General features: G+C 53.7%; 21 protein-coding genes. 14 read left to right on the top strand and 7 right to left on the bottom strand.

The features are described from left to right. Positions 1–19 precede the first annotated feature (19 nt). The 4 genes from ABFB09_RS01370 to ABFB09_RS01355 form a co-directional block, all read right to left on the bottom strand. Positions 20–532: an RDD family protein gene (locus tag ABFB09_RS01370; protein ID WP_346999332.1), complete on the bottom strand. Its 513-nt coding sequence runs from the start codon at positions 530–532 to the stop codon at positions 20–22. Positions 533–602: 70 nt separating this feature from the next. Then, complete coding sequence (locus tag ABFB09_RS01365; RefSeq protein WP_346999331.1) at positions 603–1,496, bottom strand: RluA family pseudouridine synthase; 894 nt, start codon at positions 1,494–1,496, stop codon at positions 603–605. Beyond that, positions 1,497–1,946 carry a signal peptidase II gene (gene lspA, locus ABFB09_RS01360; protein WP_346999330.1) on the bottom strand — a complete coding sequence of 150 codons (450 nt, stop codon included), beginning with the start codon at positions 1,944–1,946 and terminating at the stop codon, positions 1,497–1,499. A gap of 9 nt (positions 1,947–1,955) precedes the next feature. Continuing rightward, a complete protein-coding gene (locus tag ABFB09_RS01355; protein WP_346999329.1) occupies positions 1,956–2,324 on the bottom strand; it encodes a TraR/DksA family transcriptional regulator in 369 nt (122 codons plus the stop codon). 336 nt (positions 2,325–2,660) lie between these two features. On the opposite strand from ABFB09_RS01355, the gene argF reads away from it, so the two are divergent. The 14 genes from argF (at position 2,661) to ABFB09_RS01285 (ending at position 16,433) form a co-directional block, all read left to right on the top strand. Next, positions 2,661–3,596 (top strand): ornithine carbamoyltransferase, encoded by a 936-nt coding sequence (argF, locus tag ABFB09_RS01350; RefSeq protein WP_346999327.1) that lies wholly within the window; start codon positions 2,661–2,663, stop codon positions 3,594–3,596. Between the two features lie 199 nt (positions 3,597–3,795). Continuing rightward, positions 3,796–5,115 carry a ribosome biogenesis GTPase Der gene (der, locus tag ABFB09_RS01345; RefSeq protein ID WP_346999326.1) on the top strand — a complete coding sequence of 440 codons (1,320 nt, stop codon included), beginning with the start codon at positions 3,796–3,798 and terminating at the stop codon, positions 5,113–5,115. After that, a complete protein-coding gene (gene plsY / locus ABFB09_RS01340; protein ID WP_346999325.1) occupies positions 5,116–5,766 on the top strand; it encodes a glycerol-3-phosphate 1-O-acyltransferase PlsY in 651 nt (216 codons plus the stop codon). A gap of 39 nt (positions 5,767–5,805) precedes the next feature. Continuing rightward, positions 5,806–6,873, top strand: coding sequence for an NAD(P)H-dependent glycerol-3-phosphate dehydrogenase (locus ABFB09_RS01335; protein WP_346999324.1), 1,068 nt, complete (start codon positions 5,806–5,808; stop codon positions 6,871–6,873). 252 nt (positions 6,874–7,125) lie between these two features. Further along, the gene (locus tag ABFB09_RS01330) at positions 7,126–7,890 is read left to right on the top strand and encodes a class I SAM-dependent methyltransferase (protein WP_346999323.1); all 765 of its coding nucleotides are present in this window, start codon (positions 7,126–7,128) and stop codon (positions 7,888–7,890) included. A gap of 18 nt (positions 7,891–7,908) precedes the next feature. Then, complete coding sequence (locus ABFB09_RS01325) at positions 7,909–8,661, top strand: class I SAM-dependent methyltransferase (protein WP_346999322.1); 753 nt, start codon at positions 7,909–7,911, stop codon at positions 8,659–8,661. Between the two features lie 8 nt (positions 8,662–8,669). Then, on the top strand, positions 8,670–9,764 hold the full coding sequence (locus tag ABFB09_RS01320) for an iron-containing alcohol dehydrogenase (protein WP_346999320.1): 1,095 nt from the start codon (positions 8,670–8,672) through the stop codon (positions 9,762–9,764). After that, complete coding sequence (locus tag ABFB09_RS01315) at positions 9,748–10,674, top strand: prenyltransferase (protein WP_346999319.1); 927 nt, start codon at positions 9,748–9,750, stop codon at positions 10,672–10,674. Before ABFB09_RS01320 ends, ABFB09_RS01315 begins: the two co-directional genes overlap by 17 nt. A 9-nt stretch (positions 10,675–10,683) precedes the next feature. Next, on the top strand, positions 10,684–11,313 hold the full coding sequence (locus ABFB09_RS01310; RefSeq protein WP_346999318.1) for a methyltransferase domain-containing protein: 630 nt from the start codon (positions 10,684–10,686) through the stop codon (positions 11,311–11,313). Positions 11,314–11,383: 70 nt separating this feature from the next. Next, entirely contained in the window at positions 11,384–11,707 is a 324-nt protein-coding gene (locus ABFB09_RS01305; RefSeq protein WP_346999316.1) for a hypothetical protein, read from the top strand. Between the two features lie 170 nt (positions 11,708–11,877). Beyond that, the gene (locus ABFB09_RS01300; protein WP_346999314.1) at positions 11,878–12,324 is read left to right on the top strand and encodes a GatB/YqeY domain-containing protein; all 447 of its coding nucleotides are present in this window, start codon (positions 11,878–11,880) and stop codon (positions 12,322–12,324) included. 295 nt (positions 12,325–12,619) lie between these two features. Continuing rightward, complete coding sequence (locus ABFB09_RS01295) at positions 12,620–14,026, top strand: reductive dehalogenase (RefSeq protein WP_346999313.1); 1,407 nt, start codon at positions 12,620–12,622, stop codon at positions 14,024–14,026. Between the two features lie 132 nt (positions 14,027–14,158). Beyond that, complete coding sequence (locus tag ABFB09_RS01290) at positions 14,159–15,202, top strand: methyltransferase (protein WP_346999312.1); 1,044 nt, start codon at positions 14,159–14,161, stop codon at positions 15,200–15,202. A 16-nt stretch (positions 15,203–15,218) separates the two neighbouring features. Next, positions 15,219–16,433 (top strand): hypothetical protein, encoded by a 1,215-nt coding sequence (locus tag ABFB09_RS01285; RefSeq protein WP_346999310.1) that lies wholly within the window; start codon positions 15,219–15,221, stop codon positions 16,431–16,433. An 18-nt stretch (positions 16,434–16,451) separates the two neighbouring features. Here the strand turns inward: ABFB09_RS01285 and ABFB09_RS01280 are convergent, their stop codons facing one another. The 3 genes from ABFB09_RS01280 to ABFB09_RS01270 all read right to left on the bottom strand — a co-directional run bounded on the left by ABFB09_RS01280 (position 16,452) and on the right by ABFB09_RS01270 (position 20,285). Further along, positions 16,452–17,999, bottom strand: a complete 1,548-nt coding sequence (locus tag ABFB09_RS01280) for a radical SAM protein (RefSeq protein ID WP_346999308.1) — start codon at positions 17,997–17,999, stop codon at positions 16,452–16,454. A 117-nt stretch (positions 18,000–18,116) separates the two neighbouring features. Beyond that, positions 18,117–19,022 carry an NYN domain-containing protein gene (locus ABFB09_RS01275; RefSeq protein ID WP_346999307.1) on the bottom strand — a complete coding sequence of 302 codons (906 nt, stop codon included), beginning with the start codon at positions 19,020–19,022 and terminating at the stop codon, positions 18,117–18,119. A gap of 597 nt (positions 19,023–19,619) precedes the next feature. Beyond that, on the bottom strand, positions 19,620–20,285 hold the full coding sequence (locus ABFB09_RS01270) for a molybdopterin-dependent oxidoreductase (protein ID WP_346999305.1): 666 nt from the start codon (positions 20,283–20,285) through the stop codon (positions 19,620–19,622). Positions 20,286–20,380 lie beyond the last annotated feature (95 nt).

The raw sequence follows: 20,380 nt of genomic DNA, 5'->3' as shown, positions 1-20,380 counted from the left end.
ATGCGGACCTCGATAAAATTCAGATACCGGCCGGAGGAGCGCTGGCGCTGACTTCCGGCATCGGCGGTAGTTTGACGACGTAGGTTTCAGCGAACTTGTCATGCCAGCCTTGACTCCGTTCGTCGAAAGCGATCCATAAGAAACCTAAAAATAATGGCAAGGCTGATATGATGTAGCCTAAATAGCGTATGATGCTGCGGTTTAGATTGATATCGGTGCCGTCGATATGGATGACTTTAATCCCCCCAACCATCATGCCCAATGTCTGGCCCCGCCAGATCCAGAAAGCGATGAAATAGACGCCGGAGAGGACGATGGAGACCGGGTTGATCAAAGCAGCGAACGGCGAGAGTAAAATAGGGACTTCGATGAATCGAGTAATGTCCCACAAGTTCCCAAACCCGAACCAATGGAAAGGTGTGAGAAAGGATGAAATTGAAAGCAACACCGTGACGTCGATGATTAAGGAACCAGCTTGCCGCCAGAAACCGGCGAATTCCAGGGCGATAGGGCCTTTGGGACGTTCTGACATAAAAAGGAGAGACTCCTCAAGACCTTATAGGTCAATCGGCGCTTATTATACAACGGGGACTGCCCGGTGGCTAGATGAGGCTGGAAAGCGGGACGGCCAGATCTGGCGGTAACTCGGAGGTGAAATCCAACGCCTGGCCGGTAGACGGTTGTTTGAAGCTCAAGCGGTGAGCGTGGACGAACTGCCGGGGGAAGGACTCCGATTTGACACCATAGGTCTCGTCGCCGACCACCGGGTAGCCGATAGCCGCCAGGTGCACCCTGATCTGGTGAGTCCGGCCGGTAAAGATACGGACTTCAAGCAAAGTGTAACCCTTATAGTACTCCACGACATTGAACTGGCTCCGTGCCTCGCGCCCGTCTTCAGTGACGGCCATTTTTTTACGGTTGAGTTTATGGCGGCCGATAGCCGCCTCAATGATGCCGCTGGATGGTTCCACCCTGCCCTTGACCAGCACCAGGTAGACTTTGGTCACTTCACGGCGTTTGAATTGATCGGAAAGGGCGGCCTGCGCCCAACGCGAACGGGCCACCACCATGAGTCCCGAGGTATTCTTGTCCAGGCGGTGAACAATGCCCGGCCGGTCGCCTTCTTCCCCAGCCAATTCCGGAAAGCGGGACAATAAAGCATTCAGAAGGGTGCCGGAAGCGTGTCCCGGCGCCGGATGAGTGGTCAGCCCGGCCGGTTTGTCGATGACCGCCAGGTCATCATCCTCGTAGAGAACTTTCAGGGGGATGTCCTCCGCGATGATCTCGCTCGGTGGCGGGGGCGGGATGTTGACTTCGACCCGGTCGCCCGATTTGAGAGGATGAGATGGTTTGACGGACTTGCCGTTGACGGTGACCTTATCGCCGTCGATAAGCTCCCGGACGTGGACGCGTGACAGTTCTGGTATTTGGCCGGCGATGAATTTATCCAGGCGGGCGCCGGGGACCCCGACGGTCAGTTCTACTGTTTTGGTCAACTATTGGCTCCTTGGGTATTCAGACCTCAGGTAAAGGAAAACGAGAATGGTCATGCCGATCACCATCGACGCATCGGCGATATTAAAGGCCGGCCAGATGCCGGCCTTGAGGAAATCAGTGACGTAGCCATAATAAGCACGGTCGATCAGATTGCCCAGCGTTCCCCCAGCTATAAACCCGAGCGTCAGCCGCCCCCAGATATTATCCAGGAAGCCGATGCGGCGGGAAATCGCAAGCCAGATGATGATCACGAGAGCGATAGAGCTGACCGCGATAAGCCAGGGGCGGGCATCATCCAGGATGCCAAATGCGGCGCCGGTGTTTTGGATATGGACGAGACGGAGAAAACCTTCAGCCGGTATCGACTCTCCAAGCGCCATCCCGCCGCGCACCAGGTGCTTGGTCAACTGGTCCAAGGCGATAACCGTTAAGAATACGAGGGGGAACATGCGTCTCAGCTAGGTGAATCTCTGCTTGGCCTTGCAGGCGACGCACAGCCTGGCATAGGGCAGCGCCGTCAGCCTTGCCGGGTCCATCGTCTGGCCGCACATCTCGCATTTGCCGAAGGTGCCTTTTTCAAGTTTATGCAGGGCATGTTCAACCTCAGCGATCTGATCCAGGACGCGTTTTTCCAGCGCCAGCCGATTTTCCAGGTCGGCGGTTTCGGTGGCTTCTTCCTCCCGTTTGCCGAACGGGGAACCCTCACGCCGGTCTTCCTGCGGCGCGGTCGCTTTCAGCGCTTCGAGCTGTTCTATCAGCCGTTGATGATCGCTCTTCAGCCGGGTGTTGATCTCCCCGTAGAAGCTCGCTTCTTTTTTGGTCGTCATGATCGTCCTCTCGGATTTTAAGATGCCGGTCTATGCGGCTGCGACTGACTATATCAAAGTGTTCGGAACAATGGATGAACGATGATTATGCAGGGCGCCGGTTATCTATGGCCGGTCGAAGCGTTGAAACGGGGGACGCTATTCCACCGGATTAGGAAACCGGTTACTGCGCTCGAACCGTTCGGGTTCACGCCCCATGAGTTAGGATAATGCATCGTATCTTAAGTGTAAACGATAAAAGCCGTTATAGCAACAGCCGTTTGGTATAAGGAAGGACCTCAACGTTTATCGCTACCATGTGCTATACTATGACATCATTTTTTTAACGGTGAGCCTATGAGATCCAAAGACCTGTTGTCCATTACCGACCTCGAAAGCCATGAGATCCGGCTGCTCTTGTCCGATGCCGCCGCCATGAAAGCGGAGGGATGGCAGACCACGCTTTCCGGTAAGACGCTGGCGCTGCTGTTTGAAAAGCCGTCGCTCCGGACCCGCGTCAGCTTTGAACTGGCGATGAAACAACTCGGGGGTCAGGCTATCTACCTCTCTCCGGCAGAGGTGGGGCTGGGCAAGCGGGAGAGCATCGCCGATGTAGCCCGGGTACTGTCCCGGTATGTGGACGCCCTGGCTGTACGCACCTTTGCGCAGAGCAGTTTGGAAGAACTAGCGCGCCGGGCTGAGGTTCCAGTCATCAACGCCTTGTCAGACGCCGAGCATCCCTGTCAGGCGCTGGCCGATCTTTTAACTATATACGAACATAAGGGTGATTATCCCGGCTTGAAGCTGGTCTATATCGGTGACGGTAATAATGTAGCGGTGAGTCTTGCTCTCGCCGCGCTATCGGTGGGACTGAGTTTCACCATCGCCGCACCCCGGGGTTACGAACTGCCGGCGGAAGTGATGCGTCAGGCACAGGCATTGGCTGTCGAAAACGATTGTGTTTTCGACGCGATGACCAACCCTGAAGCAGCAGCCCGGGGAGCAGATATTATCTATACAGACGTTTGGGTCAGTATGGGGCAGGAGGCTGACGCTGAAGCTCGCCTTAAGGATTTTGCCGGTTACCAGGTCAACGAACAGCTGGTGACACTGGCCAAGTCGGATGCCATTATTATGCATCCCTTGCCAGCCCATTATGGGCTGGAGGTAGCGGAGGGACTGCTCGATATTCCGCAGTCAGTCGTCTTCGATCAGGCGGAGAACCGCCTGCACGTGCAGAAGGCTCTTCTGGCCGATATGCTGGGCGGGTTGCTCTTACCCTGGCCTATGTAAACATACCGGGGGTATGCTGGATGGATCACCGGTGGTGTCCAAACCATGGAAACCGGCGCCCTGCGCTAAACGTGGTATAATAAGATATTCAGTATTTCAAGCGCTCCCTTGTGTATGAGACTTATCGCGGATACTCCGGGTATTTGAGAGTCTGACAGGGATATCCTTGTGAATCGAACGGAAATTAGAATTTCAATATATGAATAATGTGCCCAGTGTTGCTATCGTCGGCCGGCCTAACGTCGGCAAGTCCACTCTATTGAACCGGCTGACAGGGAAACGTCAGGCCATCACCGAGGATCTACCCGGCACGACCCGGGATCGGCTTTTCATCCCTTTGAGTTACGGCGGGCGCGATTTTATGCTGGTGGATACCGGCGGTCTGGCCGGGGCTCCGGAAGATGGTATCGCCCGGTCGGTCAACGATCAGGTGAGGGAGGCCATGAAGCAAGCCTCGGTTATTATTTTCCTCACCGACGCCAAGACCGGCATTACGCCGCAGGACGAGGAAATCGCCGATGAGGTGCGCCGCAGCGGCAAAGCGGTGATCATGGCTGTGAATAAGGTCGATAATGCGCGCTTATCTGACCATGCCGTGGAGTTTCACTCGCTGGCGCTCGGTGAGCCGATGCCGGTTTCCGCCTACCACGGCCGCGGCGCTGAAGATCTCCTCGACCGGGTGGTCGAACTCTTGCCGCCACCGGAATCCGCGGTGTCCGAACCGGAGAGGCTGCGTATCGCCATCGCCGGGCGGGCTAATGTCGGCAAATCGTCGCTCTTGAACACAATTACCGGAGAAGAACGAGTCATCGTTTCCGCCATCCCAGGCACCACCCGCGACGCCATAGATACATCTATTGACTTTAGTACTGGCGGTGTGGTACTTATAGATACCGCTGGCATCAGGCGACGGGGCAAGGTCGAACGCGGCATCGAGGAATACAGCGTTATCCGCTCTTTGAACGCCATCGATCGCGCCGACGTGGTGCTGATCGTGCTGGATGCCGGTGAAGCGGCGACCGCCCAGGACACCCATATCGCCGGATACGCCAAGGATAACCATCGGGGCCTTATACTGGTGATCAACAAGTCCGACCTTTTGGAAAATGTGGACATGACCGAATACGACAGGAACATGGCGGCGCGTTTCAAGTTCATCCACTATGCCCGGCGCCTGTACGTTTCTGCCCGAACCGGTGAAGGAGTAGACCGCATTATTCCCGCCGCCTTTGAAGTTCAGGCCGAGCGCAGTAAACGCATCCCCACTCCCGAACTCAACAGCCTGGTCCGCCACGCCATGGCCAAGCATGCCCCGCCCAGCATCGCCGGCAGAACACTCAAAGTTTTATATGCCACCCAGGTGGGCGTTTGCCCGCCGGAAATAGTCTTCTTTGTCAACGACCCCGATCTGGTTCATTTTACCTTCCAGCGCTTCCTGGAAAACCGTCTGCGCGAGGTTTTCGGCTTTTCCGGCACACCCATCAAGTTTACCTTCAAGGGCAGGGGTGAGAAAAAGTAGATGTTAATTACCGAACTGATATTTGTGACCATCGCCGGGTACCTCATCGGCAGTATACCTTTCGGCTATCTTATTGCCCGGCGCAAAGCCAAGATCGATATCACTACTCAAGGCAGCGGCCGCACCGGCGCCACCAATGTGCTGCGCACCCTGGGACGCAAGATGGCCGCCCTGGTGGCCTTCCTGGACATGCTCAAGGGCGTGACCGCCGTGCTGCTGGCGGGCGTGGTGGTGGGCCATGGATACATGCTGGTCGGTGATTACCACCTTGGTATCCTGATGGCCCAGGTTATGGCCGCCCTGGCGGCGGTAATCGGGCATATCTACCCGGTATTCAACCAATTCAAAGGCGGCCGCGGCGTGGCCACCTATTTCGGCGGATTCATCGCTTTATACCCGCTGGCGGCGATTTTTGGCGGGGAAGTCTTCATCATCGGTGTCGGCCTGACCGGCTTCGCCTCCCTGGGTAGCCTGGCCGGGGTGGCCGGGGCCTATGCCATTATGATACCGTTGTCTTTGAACAACGGATTGCCTATGGAATACCTGGTCTATGCCTTGCTCGGTTCAACCATTATCATCATCATGCACCGTGATAATATCCAGCGTCTGATCGCCGGCAAAGAACGCAGGATCAGCGAAAAAGCCCGCTAATGCCCGCGCCGGCGCGTAAACCTCAAAGGCAGTTGTTGAATGGCTAAAGTTGCCGTTATCGGCGCTACAACCTGGGGCATCACTTTAGCTGCCGTGCTGGCCCGTAAGGACGCCGGGATTCGTATTTTAGCCCGGACCGAGGACGAGGCGTTCCTAGTCGGCCAGAGCGTTTTTAAAACCCCCAAATTGCCGGATAAATTTGTCCTGCCGCAATCCATCAAAGTCACCGCCGACGCCAATGAGGCGGTACATGACGCCGATGCCATTATCCTGGCCGTGCCCTCCCAAGCTATGCGGCATAATTTGAAGCTGATAGCCCCGTACCTCAATAAACGAACTCTCATCATATCCGCCGCCAAGGGGCTGGAGATAGCTACCGGCAAGCGAATGAGCCAGGTGATAGCCGAAGAGACTAAAAAAGAGCATCATGACAACATTTGCGTGCTTTCCGGCCCCAATCTGGCGTGGGAGATACTGGCCGGGCGACCGGCCGTGACCGTTATCGCCGCCGAGAAAGAGTCTCGGGCCCGGCGCGGTGTAAAGATGGTGACGGTGCCCGATTTCTGCGCTTTCACCAATACCGATGTGGTCGGCGTGGAACTGGGCGGAGCGCTTAAAAACATCATCGCCTTAGGCGCCGGCATTGTCGATGGCCTGGGATACGGTGATAACACTAAGGCCGCCCTGATGACCCGCGGTCTGACCGAGATCACGGCGCTGGGTACGGCCCTCGGCGCCAACCCGCTGACCCTTTCCGGTCTGGCTGGACAGGGAGATCTCATCGCCACCTGTTCCAGTAACCTCTCCCGCAACCACCAGGTCGGGGTGCGGCTGACGCGGGGGGAATCGCTCAAAGATATCGAGGCCACGATGAATGGCATCGCCGAAGGCGTGTCCACCACACTGGTAGCCTGGAACCTGGCGCAAAAACTGGGCATAGAGATGCCCATTACCGAACGCCTCTATCAGGTTCTTTATCAGGGCGAAGATGTCCGTGTCGCCGTTAAAGACTTGATGGCTGCGGTTGCGGGTCACGAGTTGGCTGGGCGCAAGTGGGGACTTTTCACTCTTTTTCGCCGCCGTAAGAAACCTGAGATTACTTTCTAAAGCTAACTGCATGTGCATCACCAACAACGTTAACCGTGTATAATCCGCCTTCCTAATTATTCTGATACTATCAGCGCCGCCTTTAAAAATGACCCGTAACTTGACATGTGGGGCAATCAATTCTATTATTTAGTACCATTCGTAACTATAAAGTGACCATCGCATATATCATCAACACGGCTTCCTATTATTCCGTAACGGGCCGGTCCGCGGTCGAACAACGCTGATTTAATTGCTGGGTAAGGAGTGCTCATGGAAACAATAGCGCCGGTGAAAGATCCGGGATTCGATTCGGAAGAAGCTAAAAAACGGAAAAAGTACATGGTAGACCTGTTCGTGGTACAGGCAAAGAATTATGATCTCCACGATGATATATATGGCTTCTACGCTCATCGTTTCTGGGTGCGCACCATGGTCAAGATCGTCGAGCGGTTCATGAAGGGCAAGAAGCGCGCCGATATGCTGGACATGGGCTGCGGTACCGGCTTTGTCACCTATAACGTTGCCCGGAAGATGCCGAATATCGATATCGACTCTTTCGACCTGTCGCCAGACATGATCAAGGTGGCCAAACAGCGCTATGATAAGGGGTTCAAAGGCCGCAAGATCAAGTTCTGGGTGGCCGATGCCGAGGTTCCCTTCGGTGACAGAAAATACGACATCGTGACCACTTCCTTCGCCTATCGCAACTTCGCCAACAAGCACCTGGCCACCAAGAATGTATTCAATGCCCTCAAGCCTGGCGGCATCTTCATCATCCAGGATCTGACCAAACCCGAACGGCATCCGATGAAGGGCCTGTACGCTTTTTACATGAAGTTTATTCTCCCTATCTTCGCCAGGATCCTGGGTACCGAGAAATCCGCGGCGGGCTGGCTCAAAAAGAGTACCGACATGATGCCCACCAACGCCCAGATCCAGAAAATACTGGAAGCCAACGGTATGGTCAACTGCTATCATAAGAGCCTCTCCGGTGGTATTGCCTGTATCATCGTCGGCTTTAAGCCGGGGGCTTAAGAGATGGCGACTGGGACAATGGATCAACACCTTAAGGACCCGGGCTTCGACTCTGAGGCCGCTCGTAAACGCAAGGCCTACATGCTGGAGCTTTTCGGCTACCAGGCACCGAAATATGACCTTCATGATGACATCATCGGTATGGGCATCCACCGCCGCTGGGTTAAAGACGTGCTCAAGGTCATCGGGCATTTCAAGCAGGGTAAGGAAAAGCTGAAAATGCTGGACCTAGCCTGCGGCACTGGATTCGTCACCTTTAATACCACCAGGCACTTTCCGGATATCGAGATCGATGCCTTCGACCTGGTGCCGGAGATGGTCGGAGTCGCCAAGAAACGCCAGGCAAAAAGTTTCAGCGACCGGAAGATCGATTTCTGGGTCGGCGATTCCGAGGTTCCTTACGGCGAGAACAAGTACGACGTGATTACCACTTGCTTCGCTTTCCGTAATTTTGCCAATAAAAACCTGGCGGCGAAGAATGTCTACGCAGCCCTTAAACCCGGCGGAATGTTTATCATCCAGGATATGACCAAGCCGGAAAAACAACCGCTGCGCGGGTTATACCTTTTTGCCCTGAAATATATGCTGCCTGTCGCCGGCAAGATACTAGGTACGGCTAAAGGTTCACCCCGCTATCTCTATAATTCGGTGATGCTGTTGCCCAAGAACACGGATATCGCCCGCATACTGACCGATAATGGTTTTGCAGATGTATGGCACCGTTATCAGAGCGGCGGCATGGGAACCGTTGTGGTGGGTTATAAGAAATGAAGTGTGAAATGACTGAACTTAAAACTCTGCAATACGATATCGGTGGCGGACGCTACCGCCCCATTTATATCGGCCGGGGTATTATCGATCACCTTGCGGAGTGCGCCCGGACACTTGACGCCGATAAGTTCTTCATTATCACCGATGACAATGTTGCCGGCGTGTATCTAGACGAGGTCAAAGCCCAGCTTGAGCAGGTCGCCGAAACTCATGCGTTCGTGTTTCCTGCCGGGGAGCAGTCCAAGACCCTCTCGACCCTCGAATCGCTCGGCGCCAAGGTCCTAGATGCCCGGGCTACTAAATCCAGCGTCATAGTCTGCCTCGGCGGCGGCGTCGTCGGCAACCTGGGCGGCTTGCTATCGGCGCTTCTTTTCCGCGGTATCCGTTTCTTTCATGTTCCCACCACTATGGTAGCCCAGATCGATTCGGCTATCGGCCAGAAGCAAGCGGTCAATTACAAACGGGGCAAGAATCTCTTCGGTCAGTATTACCCGCCGGAATTCGTCTTTATCGACTTCGCCTTCCTCAGGAAACTGCCGGAGCGTCAGATCAGAGCCGGTCTCGCTGAATCGGTCAAGCACGGCCTTTGCCAGGAAGAAACCTTTTTTGAGTTCATTGGTCGTTGCGCACCGAATTTTTCCTGGGAAGACATCGAATATATCTCTGCTCATACCATCGAACTTAAATTGGAGTTACTGATCATCGATCCTTACGAGGGTAAGCTCGACCCGCAACTGGAACTGGGGCACACCGTCGGTCATGCCCTGGAGATCCGCAAGAACGGGCAACTGCTGCACGGTGAAGCCATCGCTATCGGTATGACCGTCGAAGCCAAGATCTCTGCGGCGCTGGGTTTCATGTCGCCGGAGCTGGCGGCCCGAATCGAAGCCATTTTCCAAAAGATCGGCCTGCCGACCCGTATCCCAGCCGATATCTCTATCGACGAGATTTTGGAGACTCTGACCTTTGACAACAAGCGGCGCACTGCCATCAACGACTTCTTCCTTTTGGAAGCGTTCGGCTGTTTCCACAAGGAGAACGGCAAGATCGCTTGCAAGGTGCCGGAGTCACTGTTGAGGGGAGTCCTTGAGAGCGCTTACTAGCCCGGCGGCTGTACCTTTCAATTACTGGGTGCAGGCGGCGCGTCTGAAATTCCTGCCCCAGGGCGTCTTACCGGTAACCATCGGTGGGGCCGCGGCTTTTGCTGCCGGCGTTTTCAATTCGGCACATTTCATCATCGCTTTCCTGGCTGCCGCGGCGGTGCAGATCGGCTTGACCATGTTCAACGACACGTTGGACTTCAAATATGGCACTGACCGCTGCACAATCGATGCCAAGAATCCGTTTTCCGGCGGGTCGGGAGTGCTGGCCTCCGGCTGTATTAAGCCCAGGCAGGCCATGACGGTCATCGTCGGACTATATTTGGCGGCGCTTGTTGCCGCAATCTATTTTGCTGTTACCGTCGGTGTTTGGAGCCTGGGACTGGCCGGCGTCGGCGCCGCTATTTCCATCCTGTATTCCGCCAAACCTTTCCGCCTGGCCTATCGGGGGCTGGGGGAACTGGCGATGCTTATGGGTTACGGCCCGGTGATCACCGGCTGGAGCTATTACGTTCATACCGGCAGTCTTACACCCGAGATCTTGTTAATCGGCCTCATACCCGGCCTTTCGATGTGGACGATGATCATTATCAACGAGATTCCCGATTATGCCGAAGACCGGGCTGCTGAAAAACGCAACCTGACCTACCGCCTGGGGCAACAACGGGCTAAGAACCTGTTCATCATTTCGCTCGGTGCTATCTATGTTTATATCGCGGTGCTTATCGGCACCTCGGTACTGCCACCGGCAGCGGCATTAGCTTTTGCGGGGATTCCGCTGGCATTTTCAGCGGCAAAAGCCGCGCATCGGCACTATCTTGACCCCATCAAGGTCGCCGGTGCCAACAAGTATATGGTCATGGTTTACTCGGTCACTAATTTGACTGTGGCGCTCGGGTTTTTGTTAAGATGAAAGGCTGATATGGTAGAACCGCGTTTTTTTGAGACAATCGCTCCTATTTATGATTTTCTAACCAAACTCTTTATGGGCGGGACCTATGAAAGCATGCGTAAAAGGATGCTTAACGAGGATACCTCTCAGATGGAGATATTGGATCTGTGCTGCGGCACAGGGTACATCTGCAACACCATCGAGGCCAAGAGAATCGTTGGGTTGGACCAGTCCGACGCCATGCTGGCGCGGAACGCCAAGGTGAAACGGGACAACAAGACACTCATCAAGGGCAACGCTTACCAGATGCCCTTCAAAGAAGAAGAGTTCGACCGCATCTATAACTCGAGCGCTTCCCATGAATTCAAGCTCTTCTCCCGTCTGCTCAAGAAAAGCTATGAGATACTCAAACCCGGCGGAAAGATCGTCATCTTTGATATCTATCAGCCTAAAAACCCCGTCCTGTCCTTGTTCATGAACACCTTCGTTCGTTATGCGGTGGAACGAGGCATCATGTTCGTTCATACCAAAGAAGAGTGGCGCCAGATGCTGCAGGAAGCCGGATTCGTAGTCGAGGAATTGGACGTCATTCGCGGTTTGTACATTTTTGCCCGGGCTTCTAAACCACTTAATACAGCTGTCAATCAACCGAATTCCTGAGCGTCACTGTTAATTACCTTGCCGGGGATGTTATAATATCAACACATAAAAGGAGGGAACTATCAGTATTATGGGATTGACACTGGGTGAAGCCATCCGGCATATTGTCAACAAGAACTACGCGATAGTAGCCGCTGACCTTTTTGACGAATGCTTCGGACGGAAGTACGGCGAAGTTGCCAAGGTGCCCGCTAAAGAGAAAACTACCTGGCCGATCAAGATCGAAGATAAACTCAAGGCAATCCATCAAGCCAAATTGGCTGAAGGCGAATTCAAGTGGACGCGTCAGGATATCGGCTCCGATACTTACCTCGATGTCAAACTCTGGTTGGAAGATGAAATCGGCGTGCCCCATAAAGAAGTTGACCGGGACTTTAAATTAGGTGTTAAATAATACATCTTGTTTCCTACCAGCCACCAGCCGCCATCGGGCGGCTGGAAGTTTTTTCAGCCGCTTTTTTACATCTGATTTGACACTCCGGACGGCCCCGCCTAGAATCTGAATAACCCGTTCGAAAATGCGTTCAATCACCCATTTTATTAACTGTAAGGAAAATAACTGATATGAGCCTGAAAGAAAGCCTGCCGGCCGAACTCAAAGACGCACTGCGCGCCGGGAACAAGGATAAACTGGCAGTTCTCCGGTTGATCCTTTCCGCAGTGAACTATGCCGAGATTGAACAGCAAAAGATACTGGATGATCCCGGGATTCACGCCGTCATCGCCAAGATGGCGAAGCAGCGACGCGAGAGCATCGAGGCTTTCAAGGCGGGTAACCGGCAGGATCTGGTTGACAAGGAGCAGACCGAACTCGAAATCCTCGAGAGCTACTTGCCTCGCCAGCTTTCCCGCGATGAGATTACCGCTGAAGCAAAAAAGGTCATCGCCGAGGTGGGAGCCAACAAACCGCAGGACATGGGCAAGGTCATGGGTAAGCTCACCCCTTTGCTCCGGGGCAAGGCCGACGGTAAAGAGGTGGCGGTGGTGGTGACGGAGTTGTTGCGGCAGTAACTGTCTGTCGCCAGTAGATATAAGGAGGGGCTGATATCAGCCCCTCCTCCTGTTTTAACATGACGTGAAAATCCATGTGTATAGATAAAAAATTAATATATTAAGGCGGGTTAATAAAAAATACGCCAAAAGGCGTATGTACAACCCTGTGTTAAAGGAGTATAGTTTACGAGATTACGAATAATCGAATTTTAAAATCAGGGGGTGGTATCTGAATAAAGATATCTGGGATCGTTAAATAGTAGTTGAAGAAGACCACGGTATTCACAATTTTATAAGAGAGGGAAGCACTAATATGAAAAACACATTCCATTCTACCCTTAGCCGCAGAGATTTTATGAAGGGTCTGGGTCTAGCTGGTGCTGGTATAGGTGCAGCTGCTGCCGCTTCACCTATATTCCATGATTTAGATGAGGTAGCCGGCTCTTACCAGGAGAAAAAAGCATGGTGGATTAAAGAACGTGATTACGAAAACATAACCACAGAGGTAGACTGGAAAGTCTATCAAAACTATGACACAAGCGTGCATGTTCCCGTCCCTGTAGCTCAAGAAGTCAAAGATGCCACTGCTGCAAGGGTCGCGAAAGACAAAGCTGATGGTCTGGCAGGCAAACTTCCTGGTTATGACCGTCGTGGTTTAGCCTGGTATAGTGCCTCAGGTCGTGGTGGCACTGATCCGGCCTGGGATGGTGAGACCAGTTTTTGGAAACCGTCGGCTACTGATGTAACATCGCCCTATAATGAATCTCCAGAATATAATCTGCAAGTACTCAGAGCAGCCTTCCATTCTTTTGGAACAGCTGCGGTCGGTGTTATTGAAATAACCGATAACATGAAGAAGCTATTCAATAAAGACTTAATATCATGGGAGGATCGGGACGATGCCGTACAGGACGGTAAGGTCTACCGTATTCCTAACAAATGCAAATGGATGATCGTCTGGGAAACCCAGCAGCCACAGGTCCAGAGTACCTACAACTATTCAGCAGATCCGACTAATCCATCGGGATATGGTTCTTCGGTTCCGATTGGGCGCATGGATTCGATTGGATACAACACTGCTAAATTTACCCGGGCGATGGCGACATCTTTCGTCAAAGGTCTAGGGTATATGACGTTACGACCAGGCGGGTCAATGCCTTCACAAAATACGGCATATGGAATATTTGCTGGCATTTCTGAGCAGGCCAGGCCAAATTATCGCATGAGTCCTGGTTGGGGACTGGAAAGCCGGTATGCCAATTCAGCCATTACTGACATGCCATTGGCGCCAACCAAGCCGATTGATTTTGGTGGGCATCGTTTCTGCCAAACTTGCAAAAGGTGCGGCGAGGTTTGCCCGAGTCAATCCATTGATATGAGTGATGAACCCAGTTGGGAACCTAAAGTTCTCAGGAGTAATCCTGGTATCAAGGCTTTCTGGATGAACTGGGATACTTGCTCTGGTTTTGGCGCTCCCGTCAACTGCGGTATCTGTCAACCGACTTGTCCTTTCAACCATCCTTCAGAGGCCATAATCCATCCCGTGGTACGGGCAACCGCATCAGTTACCGGGGTATTTAATGGATTTTTTGCCACAATGGATCGGGCCTTTGGTTATGGTAAAGTCAAATCTGCGGAAGAGATGGAAGCTTGGTGGACGAAGGATCTTGCGACGTATAAAGGTGACACCATTTTTGGCGCCGGCAAGTATATGTGGTAATCCCATATTCTGGGATAAATTGGGGGGCGGGCGATTCAGCCCGCCCTCTTTTTATTTTGATAGAATGCTTGTATTCAAGAGATCGTTGAAATATTGTTATACTGTGAGAACAGAATCTTACGAGGAAATTTCATGGGGAAAAGAACACCTGATGAGCGTAATGAAGTTGAAGGATTGTTAACCGCTCAGGCATTAACGGAATTGGGTTGGCAATTCAGGATAAGTCGTACATTTCTGGCCTGTCATCAATTGGGAATCTTTGAAGCATTAAGAGTGGATCGGAGTGCGGCGCAGGTCGCTGGTGAGCTTCAGATTAATCCGGAGATGACGGAAAAATTGCTGATTGCTTTATGCGCTCTGAAGATATTAAATCGAGATGGTGGAGAGTTTTCGCTTACCGAACTAGGTCGGGATACTTTATTACTTGAAAGCCTGCGTTATATCGGCGGAGTGTTGGACTTTGATGAACACATGTGGTGGGAATGGTCGATATTACCGGATTTGGCACGAGGCGGTGAAGCATATACCAAACGGCATCGGCTGATGAAGCAATTACAGCAGGGTGCGGGTTATATACTCCCTTCAACCAGCGTCTTCCCGATGGCTATGCATGGCAAGGCAATTAACGGCGGCGCGCAGTTCATGGCGGCAAATATTGACTTAAGTGATCGACGGTTATTGCTTGATATCGGCGGCGGGCCTGGTACCTATGCCATAGTATTGTGCGAACGATTTTCGAAACTCAAGGCAGTTATCTGGGATACGATGGAGACGCTTGAGATCGCGCAGCAGGTTATCAAACATTTTGGGCTCGAGGATCGCATCACCACCAGGTCCGGGGATTGGGATACCGATGAATTTGGGCCGGTTTGCGACACCATCTTATTATCTAATGTGGCTCATGGACCGGAAAGTAATGCGGAAGGCAAGCTCGTAAAAGCTTTTCGAGTACTTGAGCCGGGTGGGTTACTTATTGTCCAGGAATTTCTACTCAATAATGAAAAGAACGGTCCTTTGCCCGCAGCTCTGTTTAACATTATGGTCGGAGCTTATTCCGAAGAGGAACTAATCAAGCTGGTCGATGATGCTGGTTTTTCTGAGGTTAAGTTGGTGGCACGTGATAATGGGGTGGGAAGCGGCATTATTACGGCAATAAAGCCCGGTGTCAATGGGTGATTTAAGGAAAAGAACTATGGACTTAAACAAAAGATTTTCCATTGCCCATTTTGATAGCTGGCCGGGGGCTGACACTTATTATGATGTCATCCAAAATTCGACGCCCGGTTTTCGGCATGAGATATATGACATCTACTTCGGGAAGATGTTCCGGTATCGCTATCACGAGAATGAAGTTTATGATAGTCACCAGAGACTACACGAAGTCAATTATGGCAATGTGATGGGTGTGGAAGCCACGGATGCCCAGGTGGATAATTTATTCAGAATCCAACGGGAATTCGGCATTGATATCTCGCTGACCATAAATCAGTTAAACATTCCAATTGAACTATTTTACAGTAAGAACGATAAGGTAGTTAGAGCTTTTATTGAATGGCTAGGCGCATTCTATCAACGCGGTTTGCGCAGCTGCACACTCGCCAACAATCATATGATGAGGATTGGCGTGTTGCAGCGACAGTTTCCGGAAATGAAATGGAAAAACACAGTAAATCAACAGGTGGCGACTGCGCAACAGGTACTTGATTATCTCCATTTAGGTTACAACGTTGTTCAGCTCGACCGCTCCTTAAACCGTAATCTGATCGAGCTTCGGCGGATAAAAGATGCCGTAGAAAACTTCAAGACGAGGCATCCAGATAAGTATGTAAAAACATGTATGCTGGTGATGGAAGATTGTCTGCCTTTTTGCCCGTTCAAACGGGAACATGATGATCTCCAGATCTATCATAAAAAGGTGAACTACTGGTTGAGCGCCCCTGGAGAGAGTACTTGCGATCGGTGGCGGAATTCTGCAACCGGGAAGAGCCTGACGCCGCGTTCCGGCACCAATTGCGTCTGGGTGAGTCCATCGACTTTTAAGGAATATGCCGAGCTTGTTGATATCTTTAAGTTCAGTGGCCGGTTGACGGCGTTTACTCGCCTAGAAGGCGAAGGCTCTTTACAGTACGGTTGGAGTGCTAAGGATAACGCTGTTTCATGTTTTTCCGAAATACTTGAAAATAATCTGGCACCTGTGAGTGGCTGGGCATTGGGAGCTTTTAAGATGGCGCCGTTTGAACATGATCCGGACAAGATTAGGGAGGACCTGCGCGACAGTATTTGGCTAACCGAAAATGGGTTGAAACTGGAGCAAACCCTTAAGAACTGCCGGAATCAATGTTATGCCTGTCATATGTGTGAACGGACTTTCGGGTCGCCGCAGGTTGACTCCATGATCGAATTATAGGCACTTCAGACTATACAGCTACATCTGCATCATACTCCAGGGCATCGATTCTGAGGTTTCGAATCTGCGTTGGGCGTAATCTTCGGTAGACAGCCCTGCGGCCTTCATTGACCGGCGCCAGCCGGCCAGGGATATCTTGTCGAGCTTCTCTATGACCGGTGTCAGGCGTTCGTCGCCGCGGGAGAGGGCGGCTTGCACACGGCCCCAGTCGGCGTTATCCGCTTTCACCTTGACGCCACGAGGTGAAAGAGACCGCTCCAGCATGTCGAAGCGCTGCACGATGATAGCGGTGTCAGCCATGGGCTGCCGTTCGAAAGTCGTCTGCGGCTTGGGGATAAAGGCTGAGACGTTCAGAGACAGCAGCAGCCGATGCTTGTCGGCCTCGGATTTACAGCGGAGGGTGAGGGCGATGAGTGCATTCACATCCTCGTCGGTTTCAGCGGGCAGGCCGATCATGGCGTAGAGCGTCAGCTGCCTGATGCCGGCCGCACCGATCTTGCTCACCGCCTCGACCACGTCATCGTCGGAGAAGTTTTTGCCGATACTGCGGCGCAGTTCCGGCGTGCCGGCCTCCGGGGCGATGGTCAGGCTCTTGACGCCACCCTTGACTAACTCGTCGAGGACGTCCGTCGAGATGGGTTTGACCCGCATCGAACCGATGGACAGGCCGAAACCCAACTCCCGGAGACCTCGCAGCAGCTCGACGATCTGCGGGTGTTCGCCGGCGACCGGGCCGACCAGGGCGATGCGGTCGCGGTATTTCAAATTAGCTTCGGCTTCTTTAAGCAGCAGCTCGACGGACCGCCAGCGAAAGGGGCAGAAGGCCCCGGCTACCAGGCAGAAGCGGCAGGAGTAGCGGCAGCCCCTTTGCACTTCCAGCAGGTACATGTTGCCGAAATCGGTGTCATCGGTGAAGATAGCGGTACCGACGGGAAAGTCATCGAGGTTGGCGGTGAACTGGCGTTTGACGGGGGTCACGGGTCGTGAGTTGCGAGTTGCGAGTTGGGGGACGTAGATGCCGGGGATCGTCGCCAAGAGACCGAGTAGCTCCTGGCGGGGTCGATTGATGCCTTCTGGAAGGAGCGTTGCCAGGGCGGGCAGGATCGCCTCCGCCTCGCCGACGCAGATGGCGTCGAAGAAAGCGGCTACCGGCGCCGGGTTGGCGGTCAGCGTCGCCCCGCCGCCGATGATGAGCGGATGGGACTCATCGCGGTCGCGGGAATACACCGGGAGACCGGCCGCCCGGAGGATGCGGGGGATATGGAAGTAGTCCAGTTCCCAGGACACCGAGAAGGCCAGGACGCTGAAATCGGTCAGGGGGCGACGGCTCTCAACGGACAGGGCACCGCTGGTGGACAGTTCGGTTTCATCCCAGAAGACGCGCTCGGCGATGAAATCCTCGCGGGCGTTCAGCCACTTGTAGAGGGCGTGCACCCCCAGGTTGGACATGCCGATGCGATAGCTGTTGGGAAAGACGATGGCTACCGGCAGCTGGCCGCCCCAGTCTTTGACCACGGCGCCGGTTTCGGCTTCCAGGCGGTTTTTGAGGACTCTATTCCAGACCATCGAGCCCCTGCGGGGAAATCCTAAATCCTAAATTCCAAATCCTAAACAAATACTAAATTCCAAATACCAAAGGTTTTAACCACGTACCAAGCAGGGGGCGGCTGCAATTCGTTACCTTCAGGCCAGATCCGCTTCTTTTTCCGGCAACTGCTTCTGTTTCCAGGGCTGCCAGGGTTGCAGGGGCGGCTGTTGGGGCTGAGGCGCCTGAGTTTGAGGCTGGGGTGCCTGAGCCTGGGGTTGAGGTGCCCTGGGTTGAGGCGGCACTGGCGGCGCAGATGGCGGCGGTTGCGGAGCCTGAGGCGGGGTCGATGGCTGCTGAACAGGCTGCGGCTGGGCGGCCGGCGGTGGCTGCTGCGGTGGCGGTTGCTGTTGAGCCGGTTGCGGTTGTGGTGTCGCTTGCGGCTGTGCGGGTTGCGGCTGAACCAGCGGGGGGCGCTGGGGGCGGCGGGGTTTCTGCTGGCGGCTGGGCGTCGGCATCTTCCAGGTGCCGCGAAGCAGGTTGCCGTCGATGACGTGGACGACATCGGCGACTTTGCGCAGGATGACGGAGGTTCGCTCCTCGCCGAAGAGGGCTACTTCCACGTGCTTGCCGTTGTCCTTGACCGCCTGGAGCGCCCCGACGAAATCGGAGTCCCCGGCAACGAGGATGGCGGTATCGTAATTGTTTTTATAGCAGTGGGTCAGCATGTCGGTGGCCAGCATGACATCGACGCCCTTCTCGTAGGGAGGGGTGTTCGGCCAGGCGCTGGTATAGACCAGGCGGCCCAGTCGCAACTCGGTGTAGGGGATGGCCTCCACGCTGTCGAAAAAAACCTTCTGATCTTTGAATCGCTCCGGCTCTTCGCGCTGGCCGACCTCGACGTTGTAATAGTAGATGCGCACCAGGCGGCGCTTGTCCACCAGCTTGTCGCAGAATTTGCCCAAGTCGATGTCGCTGCGGTGAAAGTGCGCTTTCAGCGAATGGTACATATTGGAGCCGTCGATGAAGATCATGACGCGATCGTTTTTATCTAAGTCCGCCAATTCAGGTTCCTCCCAGATGATAAGCCATTATATGACGTTGGAAGCCCAAATGCGAACGGGCCGGCCATCGCCGGTGGTAAAGATGAGTGATACTTAGAAGATTTGCTGAAAAAATTTCGGAGTCGTATTCCAAAGTGCAGAAACGAACCCATTTTTCTAGCTTTGGGGATGACCGATATGGGAGAGCAAATGACAGTGTTTGTTTTTTCACCGATGCTATTTTTAGGAAACAATCCCGATTTTTCACGATTGGAACCCGACGTGCTAAACGTGAGATTGTTTCGTTGTGACAAGTAAAAACAATCGAAACAATTCAGGCGGTGATCCGTGGGAATCAAGCGAAGAAGTCCGTCGGGCGGCAGAGTACGTAAAATCAGCAAGTCCATCCTGTAAAACACTTATCGGAGAACGTATTGTAGCACACCTGCACACTTGGGCTGTCAATAGGATTTTGGCGGGTTTCGGAAATATTATGCGAACTGTCAGCCGTCAGCTGTCAGATTTCAGCTGCGTGGGGGGATTCGGGGTCGGGCGTGGCATGCGACTTAATTTGGCATTGGATTGCTTCGGCGGTAACCTCGCAATGACTTTTTGTGGTTATTCCAGGCGGGGGCCGGTGATGTCGGCGTTGTTGTTGTAGCCGCGGATCTCCCAGTACCCGCGGAAATCCTGATCCGACGACAGTTCGATGCGGATTACCCATTTGGCCCATTTGTAGCCGTATTTGCCTTCGGCGACGACCTGGAAGGGGAAGCCGCGGTCGGGGGGCAGGGTGACGTCGTTCAACTTCAGGGCGATGATGACGTCCTGGCTCCGGATATAACTCATCTCGAGTGAGGTGTAGCCGCCCGGGGCGTCGGCGGTGTAGAAGATGACGGTGGTCGCGGCGGGATCGGCGCCGGCCATGTCGAAGATCGAAGAAAGCGAGGGACCGGTCATTTTAGCCACGAAGCTCCAGCCCTCGACACAGTGAAGGGTGATCAGTTTGGACACCTGGGGCAGGTTGAGGAGATCCTGGTAGCTGAGGGTCAATGGGGAAGCCGCCAGTCCGTCGACGGTCAGGCGGTAGGTTTCCCGGTCGATTACCTGCGTGCCGGCCAGGGCATTGTTATTCTGGTTGTTGATGGGGGTGAGGGTGACGCCCTGGAACTCCGTGGCTTCGACCTCGCCGGGGGGCGGGATGAAAGGCTGGGAGCAGCCGGCGGCTATAATGGCTGTGACGAGTGACAGGGCGACAAACAGGTATGATAGTTTGGCTTTCATTTTTTGCACCCTCCCTCGACACACCTCTTTTTTTAATTATAGCGGAGAATTGGCGGAAGTTGGTTAAGACGGTGGGGAGGACATGGCACGCCGTG

Origin of the sequence: Dehalogenimonas sp. THU2, from assembly GCF_039749495.1 — a bacterium.
Taxonomy (GTDB): Bacteria; Chloroflexota; Dehalococcoidia; order Dehalococcoidales; family Dehalococcoidaceae; genus Dehalogenimonas.
Note: the sequence above shows the minus strand (reverse complement) of the source record. Positions and strands in the feature narration are given on the sequence as shown.